The following is a 20,708-nucleotide window of genomic DNA, read 5'->3' as shown; positions in this document are numbered from 1 at the left end:
CTTTGATCTCTCGATCACATGCGGTATTAATCCAAGTTTCCCTGGGCTATCCCCCGCTTCCCGGAATGTATCCACGTGTTACGCACCCGTTCGCCACTAGACATTGCTTGTATTGCTACTCACAATGTCCCGTTCGACTTGCATGTCTTATCCACGCCGCCAGCGTTCGTTCTGAGCCAGAATCAAACTCTCCAAAAATATTTGGCCAACCCGTTAAGGTCGGCCGATTGACTGTGCTTGTTTAAACCACAAGCACCTGCGCATCTATTCGCGCAGCGCACAATTTAGCCTTTTGTTTTCTTACAGCTTCACTCGGCTCGCGCCTCGCTCTGCTGCTTTTGTTTTCTGAAAGATCGGTTCTGATTCCTAGAAAATTAAAGCCGCTTTTGCCGCTCAAACTTTCTTCTCGTCAGCCGCTGTTTTTCGCTAGCGGATAACCAGATTAGTACAACTCCGATCCCCTGCAACTCCATTTTATATGTTTTTGAATGTTTTTCGCCGCTGACCGTTCGCTATCACGAATAGTCGTGGACAAGCATTCCATATTTCACGCGCCATAACACATGTCTCGTTCTGCTGGAACCCTCAAAATACAAGCCCTCCAGCCTCACGACTCATCTCATGACGCAACTCCTTACATCAGAGGTGATGACTTCGCCACACCCTGAGCTCAACCACATTTGCAATCAGACGCCTCGCTGGTTTTCGCTCATGCGCTGGGTGGCAAAGCCCGATTTTGTTCGACGGGCACAGTCCTCGCATTCCTGTTTCTTTGACCTGAATTGCCTCCGCTTTCCTCATGTTCAGTCAAGTTTTAAATCATGACGGTTGATTCTATCTCCCTGGCTATGTGGTGAAGGTGAATGTCGGTGATTCATCGCCATGTGCTTGAAGGAGCATTCAGGACTTTGCACCCAAACAAGCGCAGGGGACGTTTGACATCACGATCACCCCGCGCCTAACCTTTGCGCCGTTTACCGACCCGCAGCACATGCACGACACCCCCACGCTGCCTGAGAAGGAGTTTCGCTCCCACGCTCCTGGCTATTGGTTTGATAAAAACATCGCCCCCGCTGACTGGAACAACGCCGCCTGGCAGCTCAGAAACCGGATCACGACGCTGAAGCAACTGGAGGAGCATTTGACGCTGTCCGAGGAAGAACGCGCCGGCGTGCTGCTCTCCGGCAACAAGCTGGCAATGGCGATCACGCCGCACTATTTCAACCTGATGGACGCCGAAGATCCCGGCTGCCCGATCCGCCGACAGGTCATCCCGCGCATTGAGGAAACCTGGGAAGATCCTGATGAGATGAGCGATCCCTGCGGCGAAGACAGCCACATGCCCGTGCCTGGCCTGGTGCATCGCTACCCGGACCGCGTGCTGTTCCTCGTGACCGACCGCTGTGCCAGCTACTGCCGCTACTGCACACGCAGCCGGGTCGTCTCAGGCGTGGGCGAGCAGGAACTGCACACCGAGTTTGAGGCCGCCTTCCGCTATCTGGAACGTCACACCGAGGTGCGCGATGTTCTGCTCTCCGGCGGTGATCCCCTGCTCTTTTCCGATGCCAAGCTGGACGCGCTGCTGACCCGCCTGAGGGCGATCAAGCACATCGAGTTCATCCGCATCGGCAGCCGCGTGCCGATCTTCCTGCCGCAGCGCATCACCCCCGAGCTGTGCCGCATGCTGCAAAAGCACCATCCGCTCTGGCTGAGCATCCACACCAATCATCCGCGCGAGCTGACCACCGAGGTGCGCGACGGTTTGAACATGCTCGCCAATCACGGCGTGCCGCTCGGCAATCAAAGCGTGCTGCTGCGCGGCGTGAACGACAACGCCGACATCATGAAGAATCTCGTCCACAAGCTGCTCATGTGCCGCGTGCGACCATACTACTTGTATCAATGCGATCTGATCCAAGGCTCCTCGCATTTGCGTGCCAGCGTCAGCGACGGCATCGACATCATCGAGCAGCTCCGCGGCCACACCACCGGCTACGCCGTGCCGCAGTTCGTCATCGACGCCCCCGGCGGCGGCGGTAAGGTGCCGCTGAATCCGGATTACGTCCTCCTGCGCGACGAGCAACGTGTGCTCATCCGCAATTACGAAGGCAAAACGTTCGAGTATCCCGAACCCGCGCTGGTGCGGCGGTGACCTGCATCACATTAGAGGGAAACGGCGGCCATCCCGCAGCCAGAGGCCCACTCCCAGCGGCAAAGCTGCCAGCCACAGCAGACGGCCCCCGACGGACTGCAGATCACGAAACTGCCGCAGCAATCCAACTTCGCTGAGGAGCGAGAAGCGAACACTCTGCACCGCCGCCCGCAGCAAACGCAGCGGCGCGTGGAAAAACCAGCCGCTCTCCAGATCGAGCACCATTTTGAACATAAGGCGATGACCTGCGGCATTGGTGCGCGGATTGGACGGGCCATGGACGAGCGAGGGCGCGTCCGTCCAGTAGATGCGCAGCTCCTCGTTGATGTGGCGCGTCTTGAACTGGCGTGAGACCTGGCACCAGATGAAGGATTCTGGGATGAAATTTCCCGGCACATCCTCGGGATACGGAAAACGCCTCAGAACATCCAGCCGGAGAAAGCCCCACTTCTCCCCGCGCACCTTGTGGCGGTACTCCAGCTCGGCGGCGGAGCAGTCGAGCGGATCGGCCGGGAACAAAGTGCCGACGCGTGCGTCGTTTTGATCACGACAGAGGCCGGTGACACCGGAAAAGCCACCCCGCTGCGCCTGCGGGATGCTTTCCCAGTGATGCTTCAATCGCTCCAGAGCCTCCGGCACGCAGCCATCGTCGGAATCGAGTTTCAGCCACAGCTCGCCATGAGATTCGCGCAGGGAGAGGTTATGCGCATGATGCGCTCCGCGATGCGGCATGGGCAGGTAGCGCACCGGAAAGCCGGCCTCTGCCTGATAGCGCCGCATGAGTTCTGTGGTGCCATCGGTCGAACCATCGTCGATCACCAACCACTCGAAGTCACGGCAGGTCTGCGCCTGCAGACTGTCAAACACACGATGCAGCGTGTGGGCGCGGTTGAAAGTGGGGGTATAAACCGTGAACAACGGCATGGGAATGAATGAAAATGCTGCCTCCGGGGCCGACGTGCCAGCTCAAAACCACACCCTGCTCAATAAGCGTTGTCTCGCTTGAAGAAGGTCAGCAGCATGATCTGAAGATCGAGCCAGAGGCTCCAGTTTTCGAGGTACCAAAGGTCACACTGAATGCGCTCGCCAAGATCAGTGTCACCGCGCAGGCCGTTGACCTGCGCCCAGCCGGTCATGCCGGGCTTGGCGTGGTGCCGGGCGTTGTAGTGCGGGATGCGGTGTTTAAATTCACCAATGAGTTCCGGCCGCTCGGGACGCGGGCCGACGAGGCTCATCACCCCCTTTAACACGTTCCAAAACTGCGGCAGTTCGTCGATGTTCCACTGCCGCATGAATGCGCCGATCTTGAGACGGCGCGGATCATCTTTGACGCACCACTGCGCGCCGGAGGTCTTTTCAGCATCGAGCCGCATGGAGCGGATCTTGATGATCTTGAAGGGCACCCCTTTGGCTCCCCAGCGACGCTGACGATAAAAGACCGGCCCAGGGGACTCCATCCACACAATGGTGCTGAAGAACGCGATAATCGGGGCGCTCAACACAAGTCCCACAAGAGATCCAACGATGTCCAAAGTTCGCTTGGCCACCACATTGAGGGTGCTGTCGAGTGGCAGCCGCGTGATTCCCAGCACCGGCGTGCCTGCGATGGTTTCCAGCCTGAGGCCGGAGGTGAAGATGCGGAATCCCGAGGGGATGACTTTAAAATCAATCATTTCACGTTCACAGAGGTTCGCCAGATCCACGATCTGCTCGCGGTGACCATGCAAATCCGCCACCACCACCATGTCCACCGCATGAGTGGCGACGAGGTGCTCGACGTCGTCCAGATCCCCCATGCAGGGAAAAGCATGCGGCGTGGACAGCGGTTCCTCGTCCTGGCTGGTTTTGACCCAGCCGACCACATCGTAGGCACAGGCCTGATCACGCTTCAGTGTCTTCCACATGGCAACAGCCGCCTCATTCCAGCCGACAAACAGGGTGCGTTGCTGCAAGGCCTCCACCCGTCCAGGAGCGCTCAGAAAACGGAAAAAAACCGACCGCCAGGCCAGCAGCAGCAGCAAAGATGTGGCACCGTTGAGGGCCACATAAACACGGGAGATCGAAGGCTCCAGCTTCAAAGCCAGCGTGATGGCCAGGAAGCAGGCGGTCCACAACAGAACGGCCTTGGCAATGCGGGCAGCCACCCAGCGATGGCGCAGCAGCAGGCTTTGATGATAGATACCATGCCTGCCGAGAGCCAGTAACAGCAGCAGACTGCCCAATGCCATATGACTGACATACTGGTGAAAAGCCATGACATTGAAATTGCCAATGTCCTTGATCACCGAGTGGAAGCGCAGCAGGTAAGCGGCGACGGCAGCCAGCAGCGCCATGATAAAATCCCCCAGGCAACTAATCAGCACCCACGAATGCGGAGAGATGTGCTCCTTTGCACGCCAAGCACGACGGGCCTCCAAAGCTTCGTACGCAGCTCCTCGATTGAGGGTTGTGGCGTCGGCGACTGAGGCATTCATAGGCAAAGGCTAATTTGTAAAATCTATATCCAATATAAAATAGCGGTAAGACTTTGTCATGGGTTAACTCATCCCCGCTGTTCGCAAAATCGCCCAAGACTTTCGTCTTGGGCAAAATCGTTGCACGCGAGGCGCAGAACGCCCGCATTATCTTTTCGTTCAATGCAGCACAAAAGACGCGCTATTCAGCGCATCAGAAGGAGAGTTTCACCCCAGCCACGATCCCACGTCCCGGCAGTGGCAGGCGCTCTTTCAGGATGGAGGTGTGTTCACGGGCGTCCTCGTTGGTCAGGTTCATGCCTTTGACATAAAAATCGACCGTCCTCGGCCCCTGCACCAGCCGGTAGCTGAGAGCCAGGTTCACCAGGAAATAGCTGTCTGTACCGAACTCGTTGGCCGCCACGCGATCCTGCGGCGCGGCGTAAATGCCCTCCAGCCGCGCTCCAAACGGCCCGCGCTCGAGAATCAACGCGCTCGAGAGATGGAACGGTGGTACGCGCGGCAGCGAGCCCCCCGTGCTGCCATCCCGCGCCCGCACCGCGTCCGCCTTGAACTCCAGGTGCAGGTTTGTGTCCGCCTGCTTGGGGTCTTCCGTCACCGGATGCAGCAAATGGAAGGTCGTCTCCAATTCTGCTCCGAGGAACTCCGCGTCCACGGCACGGTAATTGAACTGCGGCGTGTCAGGGATAGCGTCGGCATCCGTGTCCACCATGAACCCGGCGGGAAACAAGCCGATAAAGCCGCTGTAACGGCTGTAATAGCCGCCCACGCTGCCCGTGACCCAGCCGGTGCGCTTGCGCAGGTTCAAATCGAAGCTCACCGAATTTTCCACCCCCAGCCCGAAATCCCCCACTTCGAAGGTGTTCGTCGCCACATGATTGCCGTTCGCAAACAGCTCCTGATACGTTGGCGCACGCTCCGCGTAGGTGATCGTGAAGGCGGCGGAGTATTCCTCATTCGGCGTGTAAACAAAGCCCACCGAACCGCTCAGATTGTCAAACTGACGTCCGCGGGCATCGCCAAAAACATCATTGCTTCGTGATCTTGTCTCGATGTGGTCATAGCGCCCGCCAAACTGAAAACTCAGCGGCCCGCGCGTGATGTCCTCAAAGAAAAACAGCGAGTTCGACTCCGTCACCGTCGGCGGAATGAAAGCCTCAGCTCCGGCCACAAAGAAATCGCTGCGTTCTGACTGGAAACCGACCACGCCCTCCATGCCCGCGACCTTCTCGTGCTTCACTTCCAGACGGAAATCATAGCCGTCGTTTTTGAACACCGTGTTGTCCATGCCGTCCTCGAATTCGACGTGCTCATAATCCGACCACGCAAAGCGGTAGCTGATCTCCTTGATCTTCGGCAGCGGCTTGTAGAAAGCGCCGCGCACATCCAGACGCGTCTGGTTCATATCGATGAACACCGACGGCTCCGCTGGCGATCCGTAGTTCGTGTGAAACTCCGTCCACGCGAAGCCGATGAATCCTTCGTCCCACACATAGCTCAGGCCACCAGAAAGGCCCTCGGCGCGCAGATTACTGTTCACCGCGATTTTGCTCGGCTCCTCCATGCCCACGGGCGGGTTCCGTTCCTGCTCGCCGACGGTACGCAGGTTTCCCGGCACTCGGAAATCCTCCGCTGCGCGTGTGAACGCCTCGATATGAAAAGCCAAGCCCTTCCAACCGCCTTCCAGCATGAAATTCGACTGATAGCCCTGGTCCACCGACGAAAAACGCCCACCCATGGAGCCACGGATCGTTCCATCGAGTTTTTCATCCACGATGCGGCCATCAATCGCATTCACAACGCCGCCGATAGCATTGGAGCCATACAGCAGCGTCGCCGGGCCACGCACCACCTCCACCGACTTCAGATTCGACGGCTCAAAACTCAGCGCGTGGTCAGGACTCGTCGCCGAGGCGTCCATCGTGTTCATCCCGTTCTGCAAAATGCGCACCCGGTCCCCGTCCAGACCGCGAATGATCGGTCGGCTCGCCGCCGGACCGAAATACGAGCTGCTCACCCCCGGCATCCGCGCCAGCGTCTGCCCCAAAGTCGGCTCAATCGCCAGATTCAAATTCTGTCCGCCCAAAATCGACGCCGCCTGCGCCTGCTGATACAACGGCCGGTCCAGCGGGGCTGAAATCACGATCTCATCCAGCGAAATGACCTCCTCATCGTCATGCGCATGCGCCGGATCATGCCGCTGCTGAGCATATGAAGAGACGGCTGAAAGGCCAAAGGCAACCGCTAGCAGGTAAAGTCGTGCGAATGGAATCTGGACATGTGTTTTCATCAGGTTGCGGCGTTAATGCAACCGTTTTACAAGTGCAACTAATTTGTTTTAGCAATCAAGGCGCAGGTTTGTTGCGCCGGAACCACTCCAGGAGGCCGCGCTTGGCGGGCCTGACCAAGGCGTCACTTTCAACCGGAAGTGCCTTGGGCGCTTGCGGCGCGGGCAGGTGATCCCGCAGACGGTCGTGAATGTGCTGCTGCGCGGCAAGGGTTTCGATTCCGTTCACATCATTGTCCTCCAGCAACTCCTTCGAGGCTTCTGCGCCACCTTCCCTTGGGTCGATGAGCTGGGGATTGATCATGAGCACGAGCTCCTCGCGGGACTTGGTGTCATCCACACGGCGAAAAAGAGTGCCGAGGAGGGGGATGTTGCCGAGGATGGGCACTTGTGACCGGGTGTCGGTGAAATTGGTGTCAATGAGCCCACCGATGACGACGGGCACTTGATGCCTGGCAACGACGGTGCCGCTGACGGTGCGGGACTGAACGGTGTCCACGGCCTGGCGCTGAAAGCCGTTGTTGTTTGGCACGAGCACTGTGGCGCCGTTGGTGGTGATGTTGGAGTTTTCCTGCAGCAGGCGGAGGGTGACGGTTTTGTCCGCGTTGATGTTCGGCGTGATGAGCAGTGTGGTGCCCACGGGGCGAAATTCGATGTCGGTGCTGCCCTGGGTGACGACGTTGTTGATCGCGCCGGGAATGACCGCACCGCCGTTGAAGCTGCGGTTTAGCGGGCGTTCCTCGCCGATGAAGAGGCGGCTGACTTCGTTGTTGGCGATGAGCAGCGTGGGCGTGGAGACGACGCGCACCTGGCCTTTCTGCTCCAGCACCTGGATACGGGCGCTGAAGTTGTTGCTGGCAAAGCGGAAGCTCAAATCGCCTGCCTGAGCGGGATTGGCTCCGAAACCGGCCTGGAAGCGCCCGTTGTCGAAGAGGTAATCCACTGCGCTGCGGTAGCCCTGGTCCATGCGCACACGGAGGATTTTGACTTCGAGCAGCACGGTCTGCGTCGGCACATCGACGCTGGTGATGAGTGCTTTGATCTGCGTCATCGCGCGGCTATCGCCGGTGCGGACGATGACCTTGTTCAGGCGTTGAATGACGGTGACGAAGATGTTCACGCGGTCGTCGAGCAGCTTCTCTGCGCTTTCGGCGCGGTCTTCGAGGGTTTGAATCTCCTCAGCCGTGAGATTTTCCACGCGCTGTGGTTGGATAGGCTGAGTGTTGTTCGCATTGTTGTTGCCCTGAAAGCCTCCAAGACCGCCCATTCCCATTCCACCCATTCCCATTCCACCCATTCCAAGTCCACCCATTCCAAGTCCACCTCCCAGTCCTCCGCGCCCCCCGCCAAGGCCTCCGCCAAAGCCGCCACCCTGACCTCCACGGGCGTTGTTCCCCTGCCCGGTGACGCCCAAGTTCTGGCTGCGGCCATCAAGGATGTCGAAGCGCTGGAAGCGCTGCTGCAGTTCCATGGTCGCCTGCATGTCCTGCATGAAGTTGCTCTGGTTCATGCGCACCCGAGAGCCGTAGAGGTCCTGGATGGCGCGGCCGATGTCGTTCGCATTCGGGAAACGCAGGTCGAAGACCTCCGTCATCTCTTCCTGGAAGCTGCCGAGATCGCGTTTGTACTCTTCCGGCGTGTGGATGCGCATGATGCTGCTTTTGTCATCCTCGCGGAACCACAGGTTGTGAGAGCGGCAGAGTGCCTCCACGGCATCGCGGGCCTGCACTTGCGTGAGATACAGGCTGACGATGGTTTTTCCGGCTTCGACCGAACTGACGACGTTCAAGCCACCGGCCTCGGATAAAATGCGCGCGGCGTCCGAAAGCGGCACCTGGCGCAGGTCGATGACCTCCATGCGGCTGTTCTGGGCCTGCGCATGCATGGCGAGGAGGGAGATGAGGAGAACAAGGAGTCGTTTCATTGCAGGCGGAGGGTTTGTTTGAGCGGCAGGACCTCGATGGTGGCGCTTTCTTTGTTCAACTCGGTGAGTTGGAGGCTGAGATGGCTGAATTCGCCGGAAAGACTGAGCGCACCGCCCTGCTTGAGCGAGAGAATCTGCTTGTTCACCTCAATGATGACGAGTCCCTGGCCGGTTTGATTGATGATCTTGCCGCGCATGATGATGGTGGGCAGTGCTTTGCTGTTTTGCTGGCCGCCCGCGCCCGCCATGAGGAGCTGTTGCAGGGCCGCATCTGGAACGGTGGGATCAACCGGTGGTTTGGGCGGCTCCGGCGGTGATTGCGCGGCGGCGTTCAGCGCCAGCAGCAGGAGGAGGGTGAGCAGGTGTTTCATAGGAAAGGGTTCAGCGGATGTTGTTGCCGGGGCCGGTGGCGGCGAAGAGGGCCATGAAAAACGACAGGTAAACGTATCCGACCACGCTGCCGACGACGATGATGACCGCAGGCTCGATCAGCGCGGTGAGGCGGCGGATCATGCGCTCAAGCTGCGCCTCATGAAAACGCGCCACCTCGTCGAGCACATTGTCCAGTGTGCCGGAGGACTCGCCCACCGTGATCATGCGTGGCAGCATCGGCATAAAGCCATGGGGCTGCTCAAGATGGCGGCCCAGCGGCTCGCCTTGCAGCACGCGCTCACGCGCCGCGCCGATGATGGCGGAGAGCCGTCGGTTGCCGATGAGGTTCTCACACACACGCAATCCCTCCAGGATGGTGACGCCGCTGGTCAGCAGCACGGAAAAGCTGTTGGCAAACAAGGCCGTGCCTCCCGTGCGCAATGCTTTGCCGAGCAGCGGCAGGCGCAGCGCAGCGCGGTCGATCAACGCACGACCCGGCGGCCAGAAAAACACCAGCACCAGCGCAAACAGCACTGCCACGCTGGCAATCACCGCCGTGAGGCCGTGCATCTGCGTCCACTCGCCGAGATCGACGAGACGCTGCGTCATCGGCGGCAGCTTTTTGCCCAGCGCACGCAGAAAGACCTGCATCTTCGGCAGCACACCGACGATCATGAAAACCGCCAGCCCCATGGCCACGAGAAAGACGATGGCGGGATACATCAGCGTCGTGATCAGCCCCGCACGCAGGGTGCGCTTTTTCTCCAATGCTGCCGCGGCACGCTCCAGCACGGGTGCGAGGTGGCCGGTCTGCTCGCCCACGCTCACGAGTTGCACGACGATGCGGCTGAAGCAGGCATGACGTGCGATGGCATCGGCCAGCGAAGCGCCGTTTTCGATGTCGATGATGACCTGCTCCCACACGCGGCGCAGGCGGCCGCGCTCAGCCTGCTCGGCGATCAGGCGCAGGGCGCTCAGCAGCGTCAGACCACTGCGCAGCAGCGTGGAGAGCTGGTAAAGGCTCACCTCAATGTCGAGCGAGCGAATCCACAACCATGACGAGGGACTCAGCGAGAAGGCCGTGCTGCCGCTCCGGCTCGTGTTTTCCTCAATACCGAGCACCAGCCAGCCGCGCGTGCGCAGTTCCGCTGCGGCGGCGGAGCTGGACGAGGACTCCAGCTCGCCCTGAAGACGGGCGCCGGAGGCATCGCGGACGGTGTAGGTGAAGGCGGGCATGATTGAAAAAAGCGAGTTACCAGACCGTCACCGCGCCACGCACGTCCTCCAGTGTGACCACCCCGGCGCTGAGTTTCTCCGCCGCGTCCTGCACCAGTAGCGGCAGGCCGCGCAGACGCATGCGCTCGGTCATTTGCGCCTCACCAGCGCCTTCGGTGATGAGCTGGGACCACTCCTCATCAATCGGCAGCATCTCAAACAAACCCACACGCCCCACAAAACCGCGCCCGGCACAGTACAGGCAGCCTTGGGGCCGAAAATGCGAGGTTCCAGCGAGTTGCGGTGCCGCGAGAAAGGCGATGTCCTCAGGCCGCAGCGGCTCCGGCGTGATGCAGCGGGAACAGCACTTCCGCACCAGTCGCTGCGCCACCGTGAGACGCAGGGTGGAGGCGATGAGGAAGCGCTCCACACCCATTTCCGCCAGACGCACGACGGCACCTGCGGCGGAATTGGTGTGCAGCGTGGAAAAGACCAGATGCCCGGTCAAAGCGGCCTTGATGGCAATGTCCGCCGTCTCGCGGTCGCGAATTTCGCCGATCATGACGACATCGGGGTCATGCCGCAACAAGCTGCGCAAAGCACTGGAGAAGCTGACCTTGTCCGCGCTGTCCACCTCGACTTGCACGATGCCGGGAATCTCGTTTTCCACCGGATCTTCGACGGTGATGACGTTCAGCGCCTCGGCGGCGATCAGCTCGCGGATGGCCGCATAAAGCGTGGTCGTTTTGCCGGAACCGGTCGGACCGGTGAGCAGGATGAGGCCGTGCGGCTTGCTGATGGCGGAGCTGAACATGGCATGATGCGCCGTGCTCATGCCGAGCGCTCCGAGCGAGAAGCGGCTGCTGTCCACGGCCATGAGGCGCAGCGTCATGCGCTCGCCATGACGTGCGGGCAGCGTGGCCACGCGCACATCCACCACCTGACCGCGTGCGCCGCCGTCGCTGTGACGGAAGGAGCCATCCTGCGGAGATCGCTTTTCGGCGATGTTGAGGCCCGCGATGATCTTGAAGCGGTTCAGCAGCGCTGCGTGGAGGCTCATCGGCAGGCGGAAGGCATCTTCCAAAGCGCCATCGACGCGCAGGCGCACGCGCAGTTCCTTTTCACTTGGATCAAAATGAATGTCCGAGGCCTGGCGCAGCATCGCCGCACGGAGGATGTCATTGGCGAGCTGGCGTGCATCAGCCTCCACCTCGTCACCGCTGGTCGCGGCGATGGTTTGACCGCGTTCTGTGTAGCGGGCCAGCGCTCCGGCACCGCCCTGCGAAGATTCACGATACTGGCGGTCCAGCGCCCGTCCGAGCGAGGCTGGCTCGGCCTGCACCGCCCGAATCGGATGATCAAAGTAGCGCTGCAAGGTGCGCAGCGAAGCCTCGTCCTCCGCGATCTGGCAGGCCAGCCACACGCAGCCCTCATGCACCGCAAAGGGCAGCAGCCGACGACGCAGCGCGATGGAGGAAGGCAGCCGCAGCGCCTGCACGGCATCAATGCGCACGGCATCGAGATCCAGCAGCGTGGCGGCTGGAACAGCGGCAGGTCTGGCGGGCGCGGCGATCATGATTTCACCGGGTTGGCGGCACGCTGGCGGAGACGTGCGGCACGTTCAAAGACCTGGCCGGGATGGCGTGAGAGCGCGTTCACGCTCTGCTCGCTGATTTCTCCGCGCACAAACAGCTCCGCGAGGCTCTGCTCCATCGTCTGCATGCCCTGCTGGCCGCCGGATTCCATGGCGGAGTAAATGAGATTGCTCTTCCCGCTAGCGACGAGATTCGCCACCGCACCTGTAACCGTCAGCACCTCCGCCGCCAGCACGCGTCGTCCGCGTGTGGTGATGCCGTCCGCCTGCTGGCGTGCCGCCGGGCCGTCCGCCACGAGCAAGTGCTGCGCCACCACGGCACGAAGCACGAGCGCGAGCTGCCGCCGGATGCCGTCCTGCTCTCCGGCGGGAAACACGGCCACCATGCGCTCAATCGCCCCCACGCAATCGCCCGCATGCACGGTGGTGAAGACGAGGTGCCCCGTTTCGGCGGCGGTGATGGCGGTGCGAATGGTGTTCAGATCACGGATTTCCCCCACGAGGATCACATCCGGGTCCTGCCGCATGGCGGAAACCAGCGCGTCATTGAAGCTCGGCGTGTCCATGCCGAGCTGGCGTTGGTTCACGAGCGCCAGCTTGGACGAATGCACATATTCGACGGGATCTTCGATGGTGATGATGTGGCAGCGGCGCTGGCGGTTGATCTGATCCAGCAGCGTGGCCAGCGTCGTCGTCTTGCCGGAGCCGGTGGGACCAGCGATGACCACCAGCCCGTGCTGCTGGCGGCAGAGCTGGTGCAGCGATTCCGGCAGGCCGAGTTCTTTCAGCGGGCGAAATTGATCATCCAGCCGCCGCAGTGCGATGTTCAGCAGCCCCTGGCGCTGATACACGTTCAAACGGAAGCGCACGCCACGGGCGCTGGTCAAAGCACCGTCGTAGGAGCCGCAGGCACGGACCAGCGGCGCGTCATCTCCCGCACCTGTGATCTCTCGCACCCAGGCCGCCACTTGCTCGTGCGTGATGGGCAAAAACTCCGCGTCTGCCGCCAGCACGCCCTGCACTCGAAAATACGGCGGCTCCCCGCTGGCGATGTGCAGATCCGAGGCACCGAGATCGAGACAACGCGAAAGCAGTGTCTGCAAGGGCAGGGTCTGGGTGGGCGTGGACTTCATCTGAGGGATCAAAGGCGGAGGTGAAGGGTCCATTCGTGGACCGAGTTACCTTGAGCGGACTCGTGCATGGTCAGGCCGAGCGGAAAGCAGGTGAGTTCAGCCACATCAGGCATGGCTTGCAGTGCGGCCTGCACGCCGGGCCAGGTGCCGAGGAAGCGGATGGCCCACATGACTCCCGCCGCACCCGCCGGTCCTTCCTCCACCACGACGAGGCCGTGTTTGACCAGCAGATTTCCCACCTGAGTGACGGATTTGGCGCGTTGCAGAGTATCGCCGCCCTGCTTCAGCGCTTCGGACTCGCGCTTCACCTTTTCAAGGTCTTGCTTCAGCCGTGTGAGATCGGCGGAAAGCGCCGCCGTGCCTGCCACGCTGCTGCCCGCTTGTTTCCGCGCCTGCTCAAGCTGCGTTCTCGCCTTGGACAAGGCAGAGCTGTGGCCGGGGTTGATGAAAACGGCGTAAATCATGAGCACCAGCGCTCCTGGAAAAACCAGCAGCAGCAGGCGCTCACGGGCGCTGAGAGGAGGACGTTTGGCTGGCTTCATGGTTTGGCGGCGGGTGGTGTGGCTTCCATGCGCAGGTGGATCTCAAAGCTCCACACCGGCGTGCCGCCGGCGAGCTGTGCCTGAGTGCGGGCGGGCTGCACGGTCCAGCCGAGCGGTTGCAGCCGCGCACCGACCTTTTGAGAAAACTGCGCAGCGAGATTTTCCTCTGTGCACCAACCGGTGAGCGTCGTTTCCATCACCGGCGGCTTGCCCGGCGCGGGCTGGGTGACATTGGCCGGAGCGCTAAGGGCACGCACGAGCACGCCGCCCGGTTTTTCCAGTGCCAGTGCCTCCAGCATCGCGCCGAAGCCACGCAAGGTCTGGCTGTGCTGCTCCATGTCCGCCTCGTGGTCCGTGCGGGCTTTTTGCAGCTCCTGAGACACCTTTTGCACCTCGCTTCTCAGGTTTCCGGCCTCGGCGAGTTTCGTCGCCTCGCTTTGCGCGGCGTTGAGCTGGAGTTCCGTCCACCACCAGTTCCCGGCGCACAAAAGCAGCGCCAGTCCCGTGGCGAAAGCGCACAGCAACACGCGGCGTGCGGTGCTCATCGGCCGTGCCGGTGGATGCAGCACCGGCAGCGGCTCCGGGGACTGATCCAGTGCGCTTAACCAACCGCTGAACCAGCCTTGCAGCGTTTCCGCGTCTTGCAGGCTGCGCACCGTGGCCACGCTGGCGCTCAGGCCGCGGCCTGTCGTCCACACCTCGCGCGGCAGTTTGCCCACCTCGGCCTCAGGCACTGGAAAACGCGCCAGCAGCATGTCCAGGCCGCCGGAAAGCTCCGCAGGCAGAATGTCCAGCATGGCCGCGCCGCGATGACGCTGCCGCAGAAACAGCAGATCCTCCCAAACCTCCAGCACGTCCCCACCCGCCGTGTTTTCGCCCATTAAAACCATGCCGCCGGGATGCGCCAAGCCCTCGAGCTGCGCTCCGTGCCGGACCAGCTCCGCATCCACCTCCTGGCGCAGTCTTTCGCTCACTTGCGTGACCCACCACGTCTCCGCCACGCTGTCGCCGCCCAGTCGGCGGGCCACCGTCAAACTGCTGCCCGCAGGCACGCCCGTCAGCGCCTCGGCCTCAAACGCCAGCGCCGTATAGCGCTCCTGCTCACTGACGCCTTGCAGGCGGTTCGCCGACACCTCGACGATGGCCGTGACCGCCGCCGTGGACAGCACCCACACCTTCCGCGCCCGCGCTTTGACCAGTCCCAGCGCCGCCAACGTCAAAGACCCCGCATCCGCCGCCCCCGGCGGAGCCGCCGCCCGCCCGAACGCCACCAATCGCCCCCGCGCGTCAAAATCGCCGCGTGCCACGAAACTCGGAGTGATGAGCAGCAAGGTGCGGGTCATGGGATTGGGATGACAAGTGTCCGGGGGTTTTGGCCCGGCCGGACCATCAGGTAGGCGGGCGCTGACTTGGTATAATCCGTCATGGGATTCCCATCGTGGTCAAAGTAAGCTCTAACCGCACGCGGGCCAATCGTGAGAGGAATACCCGGTGCAATCTCCGAGAATGAAAATGACATTGTCGTGATTGCAGCAGGATCTGGCGTCGTCTGTTCCGCCGATTTTCTCACCCTCATGCTGCCACTAGTTGGATCAGGACTAAAAAGGCGAACAAAAACAACACGGTTGGCAGTGGGTGGTGAAATCACGCCTGCGGCATTCCGAAACTCGACTTGAACAGTTAGCTCCGCTTCGTGTGAAGTAGCTTCAAATTGGATATTCTGATCAGCATCATACGCATCCGCCCCACCAAGCGCCCCATCACGACCATAGCTGACGATTTGATCAATCGGATCTCCCGCAGCGACGGGCAAGATGCCGTTTAAAAGGCAATTATTGGGAAAGCTGGGAACGACACCAACAGGCGTCACCAAATGCGCTCCCCAGCCATCGCGTGGCAGGAGATTTCCAGGAGTCAGGCGCAGATAAGGGCCGCGCCAACCTACGCCGAGCCGAACAGTTTCGGCGTCGAGATCAATGTCGAGATCATCGGCTTCGGTCGAAGGCGTGCAATTTGACGTGATCGCTGGAAGCACCTGGTAAGCCGCCATCCCGGCAGGTTGCTCAACGAGTTCCGCCAACGTCAAAACCGTGCCTCCATCCACCACTTCGGCCACCGCTCTTGGCAGCCTGCCCGTGTCGGCCACAAAGCCGGTGTAAAGCAGCGTGCCGTCGGTGTCGCGAAGGTTGGCGGGGCCGAGGACGGCCTCGCGGATGTTTTCCAGCGTGCGTTGCGTGGCCTCGTAGCGGGCCTGGTCGGCGATGCCGCTACTGGAGGTCAGCGCCACCGTGGACAGCACGGCGAGAATCGAGAGCACGACGAGCAGCTCCAGCAGCGTGAGGCCGCTTTGATTGAGATGTGAGCGGTGGATTTTCATGGTCGCGTGTCGGCGGTTCGGAGAAAGAGCACGATGTCATCCCCGCACGCAGCGAGCGTGGGCATGGCCTGATTGAGTGGCGTGTCGATGGCACCGTTCTCGCCAGCGGAAATCAGGCGGACATTCAATGAACGGGTTGGCTCCGCCAAGCTGGGAAATTGGATCACGATGGGGCGGCCCCAGCCGTCGAGAATGGCCGGATCATTGACGCTGCCATAGATATTGTTCACACCATGGCGTGCGCCGCTGGCCATGATATACGGTCCACGCCAGCCGAGGCGTGTGTTGGGGTCAAAATCGGTGGACCAGCCGACGCGGGGCACAAAAAGCTCGGCGATATTCTGCGGCAGGTCCGCCTCACGCCCGCCGAGGTCGCGCCACAGGCCTTTTTTGCCTTCGGCACCTAGGATGGCCGCACGCACCTCCATCAAGGTCTTCTCGGTGGCGATCTCTGACGCCGTCTTGCGATCTCCGTCGAAGCCGAAGCGAAGATCGGTCACATTCGGGATCACGATGCCCGCCACGGCGATGAGCACCATGAGCACGACGAGCAGCTCGATCAACGTCAGCCCTGAGGCAAAACGGCGGTCGGCGCGGCGATGGTGAAGGTGCGGGTGGATGAGCATGGAATCGGGGTTCTCTGGAATTCGTTGCCAAAACCGCCTGCGTTCGGATTCCTCTGTCCCCATTCCCTTGTCATGACCGCGAAGGACATAGGAATGGGGACAGGGGAATGGCTGAAGCGCCGTGAAGTGCCGGTTTTTCGGCTCTCGTTTTGAAATGACCCCGCCCGGACAAGCCGGGCGGGGCGAAAAGCAGCCCATGTGAGGCCGCCAGAGGCATCAGGCGATGCCTAGTTGATTACAGTTGGTTCGCCTCGAAGAACTCGGAGACGTGATCACCAGCATTGGCGAGACCGTCGTCATGCATGGCGAGCACACCAATGAAAATCGCCTTGTCCAAGGCCGTGCCGTCATTGGCCACTTTGTAGATGGCCAGATAACGTGCATAGACGGCGTCTGGACCCGAGCCTGCCACATCACCGAAGTGATACGGAGCCTCATTGGTCGTGCGACCGATGAGTTCGCTCCTCTGCCCAATGCCGAGGGCAACGTAAGCGTCATTTGCTCCTGCATCCTGACGCAGAAGCGCCTCAACAGTCGCTTCCGTCGCGAAAGCAACGGAGGGAGTGCCCGCACTGAGGTTGAGGTCAGCAGCACCGTCATAAGGATTGATGGTTGGCGTGCCACCTGCCGTCTCAAGGTTTGCCGCAGTGTCATAGAGACCCGCCAGCGACGTGATGCCCGCATTGAACAGCGCACCACGAGTGCCCGCCGTCAGTGCTGCTGCGGTGAGACCAGTGGAGCCGGGCAGGTAGTCAACCAGCGCCACGCCATTGACGAGATTGTCAAAGTTTGCGGGCTGTTTGAAATAGATCTGCTCAAACTCCTGGATGCGTTTGTTGGCTTCCGGGATGTTCGTGGACGCCGCAGCCGTGTGAGCACGCGTGAGCATGTTCGGCAACTGCGGGATGAGGATGCCCGCCAGGGCGATGAGGATGACGAGAACGACCAGCAGCTCGATGAGCGTGAGGCCTTTGTTGTTGGTGCGACGCGCGAGGCGTGTCGCGAGGATGTTGGATACCTTCATGTGTATGTGTGGTTTGGTTGTGTTTTGAAGGGCTCCGGGTTCAAGGACCTCCGGCCTCGGGGTTTTTTCCGGCGGTGAGGGCATCACCGCCTGAAACTGGGTGCCTCAACCCGCCCCGGTGGGCGGCTCAGGGCAAAAATGAATGCGAAACAGCTCCTTGCTGCGCGGGCAGCGGATCTCGATGCAACCGCCACGGCGGACGAACAGCAGCTTCCCCGCCGAGGAGCGAAACTCGCCCTCCGCCAGCGGCGTCCGCAGCCCGTCCGCCCGCTCGACGACGAGCGCGGCGCAAGGCGCGGCAGGAGTGGCTTCGGAAGGATTTTCACGAGGAGAGTTCAAGCTCGACAAGGCGGTTTGAGGTGAGGAGCTGGCAGGACTTTGAATAGAGGACGAAATTTATTACCGCAACTATTTTGCGTTAGAATTTGCGGGGTGGCCGGTTTCCACGTTGTGTTCCGCGCAACTCGGGCACACGCCGAAGAACTCCAGCTCATGGCGCACGGCTTTCCAGCCGGTCTTCTGCGCCAGACTTTCCTCCAGCACGCGCACTTCCAGCGGTGTCTCGACCTGCTTCAGCCCGCCGCAGCTCGTGCAGACAAGGTAATCGGGGGCGGGACCGGTCAGCAAAAGCTGAAAGCACTGCGCCCGCTCCCCTAGGTTCACGCGGCGCACCACGCCCGCCTGCTCCAGCTTCAGCATCAGCCGGTAGAGGGTCACGCCACTGCGCTCCTGAAGACTCGGACAATCGCCCCACTCCGCCAGCGTGCGCGGATGCGGGTCAGCGGCCATTTCCCGCAGCAGGCAAACGAGGGCATGGGTGCGCTTGAAACCCCGTTCCAGCAAGAACGCCAAAATCCCGGACGCAGGGTCATGCGCCTGGGAAGAGGATGGAGCGGAGGCGTTGGGGGTCATCAGATGCGGCGATTCAGGCGTGGGTCGTTTTCCAATCAGTGGGACAGCAGAATAGGTTGAGTCTCAGACGGCGTGCCGGTGAGTGGTCCCTCGGGGCATCATTTTTGTGATTTCCCCCAGATTGGCTTCGCCTGTCTTGCGACTCGAGGAGGCCAGCAGATTTCTGTTTTGTCTTCATCTTCCTGCCTCCTTTTGTCGCACGAAGGGCGCAGCCAATCTGCTGGCCTCCCTGAATCTGCTGGAGGCAAAAAAAGGAGGTGTGATTCTGCTGTCTCCATTCTGCTTTCGATGGCTTTTCTCCGGGTTGGATTCACCGCCCGGCAGAAGGGTCCGGGCACGCGGCGCACCTGGTCCCTGGGCGGCGAAAAGGCGCAGCCAGCGTTCCGCCTGCGGGGCGGGCAGCCAATTCTGCCCCTTCGGCAGGCTGGCGAGCATTTTTCGGCACTCCGCACGGTAACCCGGCCCCATCTGCTGCCGCACCCAGGCCTCATACTCCGCCAGCCATCCCGCAAAGAGCCGTGCCGCGGCCATAGCGTCGGAGGTTTCGTTTTGCAACGCCTCGATCTGGTAGCGCCCCGGCACCACCGGCTCGTGCAGGCGGTGCGTGGTGCAGCGCCCCTTGGTTCGAACAAAGAGAAAGCCCGGACGCTGACTGCCCACCTGCGGATACCATCCGGCGCAAGCACCATGCAGTTCGATGACGCCATCCTCGTGCGTCAGGCGATAGCAGCTCGTGCCCTTGAGGCCTGGAGAGGGCAGCTTCTCAAAACCATGCCGCAGCAGCAGGTTCCCGCCGCTCATCACATCACGCCCCCAGAAGAACATCTGCTGGCGCAGCGCGGCGGCGAAGTCGGCCAGCAGCACCCGCTGCCTGGAAAGCGGGACTCCAGATAGCGAAGACAGCGCCGACGGTTTCAGGGCCTGTCGCGAAGCAGTCAGCGTCTGTTGAGGCTTTACTTTCATGCAATATACTTGCATTAGTTCGAAGCCGCATTAAACGCAATATGTTTGCATAAATAAAATGATTCCTCTCGCATGCGCCTGACCGTCATCTCCGGCTTTCTCGGCTCCGGCAAAACCACGCTGCTGCGCCGCCTGCTGCGTGTGAGCGGGGAGCTGCGCCTGGGGGTGATCGTCAATGACATGAGCGAACTTGAGGTGGACGGCGATCTCCTGCGCGATCCTGAGCATCTGAACGAGGCGCGAGGAAACTTTGCCAGCATCCAGGCAGGAAGCATCAGCGGTGCGCAACGTCCGGCATTCGCCGCCGTGCTTGATACTTGGCAGGGGCGGGATGACCTCGATCACATCGTCATCGAGACCTCCGGCAGCACGCATCCCTGGCCGCTGGTGGAAGAAATCAGCCAACGCCCCGGCCTCACGCTCGACACCTTCGTCACCCTCATCGACGCGAAGGCCTTCATGGAGGACTTTGGCGGCGGACGCCTCATCCGCGAGCTTTCACATCCGCAGGCTCCGCTGATGATGGCGCAGATCCAACTCGCCGGTGTCATTCTCCTCACCAAGACCGAGCAACTGCCGCCGCCGAGCCTCCATCTCATCGCCACGCACCTCAGCGTCATGAACCCGCAGGCTTCGTTGTATGCGGTGAACTACGGCCGCATCGCCCCGGAGAAGCTCCTGGGCACCGGCAGCTTTGACCTCGAAAAAGCACGTCAAATCGCCGCCCTGTGGCCTGCCTTGACCGAAAATGCCGCGCAGGAAGGCGAACTCGGCAGCACCGTGATCGACGATCCGCGCCCGCTGCATCCGCGCAGGCTGTGGACCTTGTTTCGCGAGCGTCTCGGCACCGGCATCCATCGCAGCAAAGGCTTCATCTGGCTCGCCTCACGCGACCGCGATGTCCTGCTGTGGAATCAAGCCGCAGGCAGTGTCGGCATGGAGCTAACGGCTTACTGGAAAGCCGCGCTCGTCACCAATCCAGACGCCAAACTCGTCCCCGAGGAGATCGCCATGCTTCAGGAGCAGCTTCAAGACGCTCATCCCGTCTTCGGCGACCGACGCTGCGAACTCACTGTCATCGGCCCGAAGAGCGACCGCGCCGTGTTCGTCCCG

18 protein-coding genes and 1 rRNA gene are annotated in these 20,708 nt (G+C 61.2%); 2 read left to right on the top strand and 17 right to left on the bottom strand.

The genetic code is table 11. The annotated features are described in order from the left end of the window. Positions 1-198 (bottom strand): 16S ribosomal RNA (locus ACILSI_RS24315); the annotation flags it as partial. Positions 199-991: 793 nt separating this feature from the next. On the opposite strand from ACILSI_RS24315, the gene ACILSI_RS24310 reads away from it, so the two are divergent. Continuing rightward, a complete protein-coding gene (locus ACILSI_RS24310; protein ID WP_395724520.1) occupies positions 992-2,152 on the top strand; it encodes a KamA family radical SAM protein in 1,161 nt (386 codons plus the stop codon). 6 nt (positions 2,153-2,158) lie between these two features. On the opposite strand, the gene ACILSI_RS24305 is transcribed toward ACILSI_RS24310, so the two are convergent. From ACILSI_RS24305 to ACILSI_RS24230, 16 genes are all read right to left on the bottom strand, one after another. Beyond that, a complete protein-coding gene (locus tag ACILSI_RS24305; RefSeq protein WP_395724519.1) occupies positions 2,159-3,076 on the bottom strand; it encodes a glycosyltransferase family 2 protein in 918 nt (305 codons plus the stop codon). Positions 3,077-3,135: 59 nt separating this feature from the next. Then, positions 3,136-4,485: an exopolysaccharide biosynthesis polyprenyl glycosylphosphotransferase gene (locus ACILSI_RS24300; RefSeq protein WP_395724518.1), complete on the bottom strand. Its 1,350-nt coding sequence runs from the start codon at positions 4,483-4,485 to the stop codon at positions 3,136-3,138. A gap of 334 nt (positions 4,486-4,819) precedes the next feature. Beyond that, on the bottom strand, positions 4,820-6,916 hold the full coding sequence (locus ACILSI_RS24295) for a TonB-dependent receptor (protein ID WP_395724517.1): 2,097 nt from the start codon (positions 6,914-6,916) through the stop codon (positions 4,820-4,822). Between the two features lie 55 nt (positions 6,917-6,971). Next, positions 6,972-8,837 (bottom strand): type II secretion system protein GspD, encoded by a 1,866-nt coding sequence (locus tag ACILSI_RS24290; RefSeq protein ID WP_395724516.1) that lies wholly within the window; start codon positions 8,835-8,837, stop codon positions 6,972-6,974. Beyond that, positions 8,834-9,208 carry a hypothetical protein gene (locus ACILSI_RS24285; protein ID WP_395724515.1) on the bottom strand — a complete coding sequence of 125 codons (375 nt, stop codon included), beginning with the start codon at positions 9,206-9,208 and terminating at the stop codon, positions 8,834-8,836. Before ACILSI_RS24285 ends, ACILSI_RS24290 begins: the two co-directional genes overlap by 4 nt. A 10-nt stretch (positions 9,209-9,218) precedes the next feature. Next, the gene (locus tag ACILSI_RS24280) at positions 9,219-10,445 is read right to left on the bottom strand and encodes a type II secretion system F family protein (protein WP_395724514.1); all 1,227 of its coding nucleotides are present in this window, start codon (positions 10,443-10,445) and stop codon (positions 9,219-9,221) included. A gap of 16 nt (positions 10,446-10,461) precedes the next feature. Continuing rightward, a complete protein-coding gene (locus ACILSI_RS24275) occupies positions 10,462-12,000 on the bottom strand; it encodes a GspE/PulE family protein (RefSeq protein ID WP_395724513.1) in 1,539 nt (512 codons plus the stop codon). Further along, positions 11,997-13,151, bottom strand: coding sequence for a type IV pilus twitching motility protein PilT (locus ACILSI_RS24270; protein WP_395724512.1), 1,155 nt, complete (start codon positions 13,149-13,151; stop codon positions 11,997-11,999). Before ACILSI_RS24270 ends, ACILSI_RS24275 begins: the two co-directional genes overlap by 4 nt. Before the next feature lie 8 nt (positions 13,152-13,159). Beyond that, positions 13,160-13,693, bottom strand: a complete 534-nt coding sequence (locus tag ACILSI_RS24265; RefSeq protein WP_395724511.1) for a hypothetical protein — start codon at positions 13,691-13,693, stop codon at positions 13,160-13,162. Next, positions 13,690-15,036 carry a hypothetical protein gene (locus ACILSI_RS24260; protein ID WP_395724510.1) on the bottom strand — a complete coding sequence of 449 codons (1,347 nt, stop codon included), beginning with the start codon at positions 15,034-15,036 and terminating at the stop codon, positions 13,690-13,692. Before ACILSI_RS24260 ends, ACILSI_RS24265 begins: the two co-directional genes overlap by 4 nt. Further along, positions 15,033-16,070, bottom strand: a complete 1,038-nt coding sequence (locus tag ACILSI_RS24255) for a prepilin-type N-terminal cleavage/methylation domain-containing protein (protein ID WP_395724509.1) — start codon at positions 16,068-16,070, stop codon at positions 15,033-15,035. The genes ACILSI_RS24260 and ACILSI_RS24255 overlap by 4 nt, the downstream gene beginning before the upstream one ends. Further along, positions 16,067-16,696, bottom strand: a complete 630-nt coding sequence (locus ACILSI_RS24250) for a hypothetical protein (protein WP_395724508.1) — start codon at positions 16,694-16,696, stop codon at positions 16,067-16,069. The genes ACILSI_RS24255 and ACILSI_RS24250 overlap by 4 nt, the downstream gene beginning before the upstream one ends. 235 nt (positions 16,697-16,931) lie before the next feature. Further along, entirely contained in the window at positions 16,932-17,720 is a 789-nt protein-coding gene (locus ACILSI_RS24245; RefSeq protein WP_395724507.1) for a type II secretion system protein, read from the bottom strand. A gap of 105 nt (positions 17,721-17,825) precedes the next feature. Next, positions 17,826-18,059 carry a hypothetical protein gene (locus ACILSI_RS24240; RefSeq protein WP_395724506.1) on the bottom strand — a complete coding sequence of 78 codons (234 nt, stop codon included), beginning with the start codon at positions 18,057-18,059 and terminating at the stop codon, positions 17,826-17,828. Positions 18,060-18,128: 69 nt separating this feature from the next. Then, entirely contained in the window at positions 18,129-18,632 is a 504-nt protein-coding gene (locus ACILSI_RS24235) for a Fur family transcriptional regulator (protein WP_395724505.1), read from the bottom strand. Positions 18,633-18,806: 174 nt separating this feature from the next. After that, positions 18,807-19,595, bottom strand: a complete 789-nt coding sequence (locus ACILSI_RS24230; RefSeq protein WP_395724504.1) for a hypothetical protein — start codon at positions 19,593-19,595, stop codon at positions 18,807-18,809. Positions 19,596-19,667: 72 nt separating this feature from the next. Here ACILSI_RS24230 and ACILSI_RS24225 point away from each other — a divergent pair. Beyond that, positions 19,668-20,708 (top strand): CobW family GTP-binding protein (locus tag ACILSI_RS24225; RefSeq protein ID WP_395724503.1); only part of this gene is annotated, 1,041 nt, incomplete at its 3' end.

It is taken from the genome of Prosthecobacter sp., assembly GCF_044232965.1.
Taxonomy (GTDB): Bacteria; Verrucomicrobiota; Verrucomicrobiia; order Verrucomicrobiales; family Verrucomicrobiaceae; genus Prosthecobacter.
This window is presented reverse-complemented; position numbering and strand designations above follow the sequence as displayed.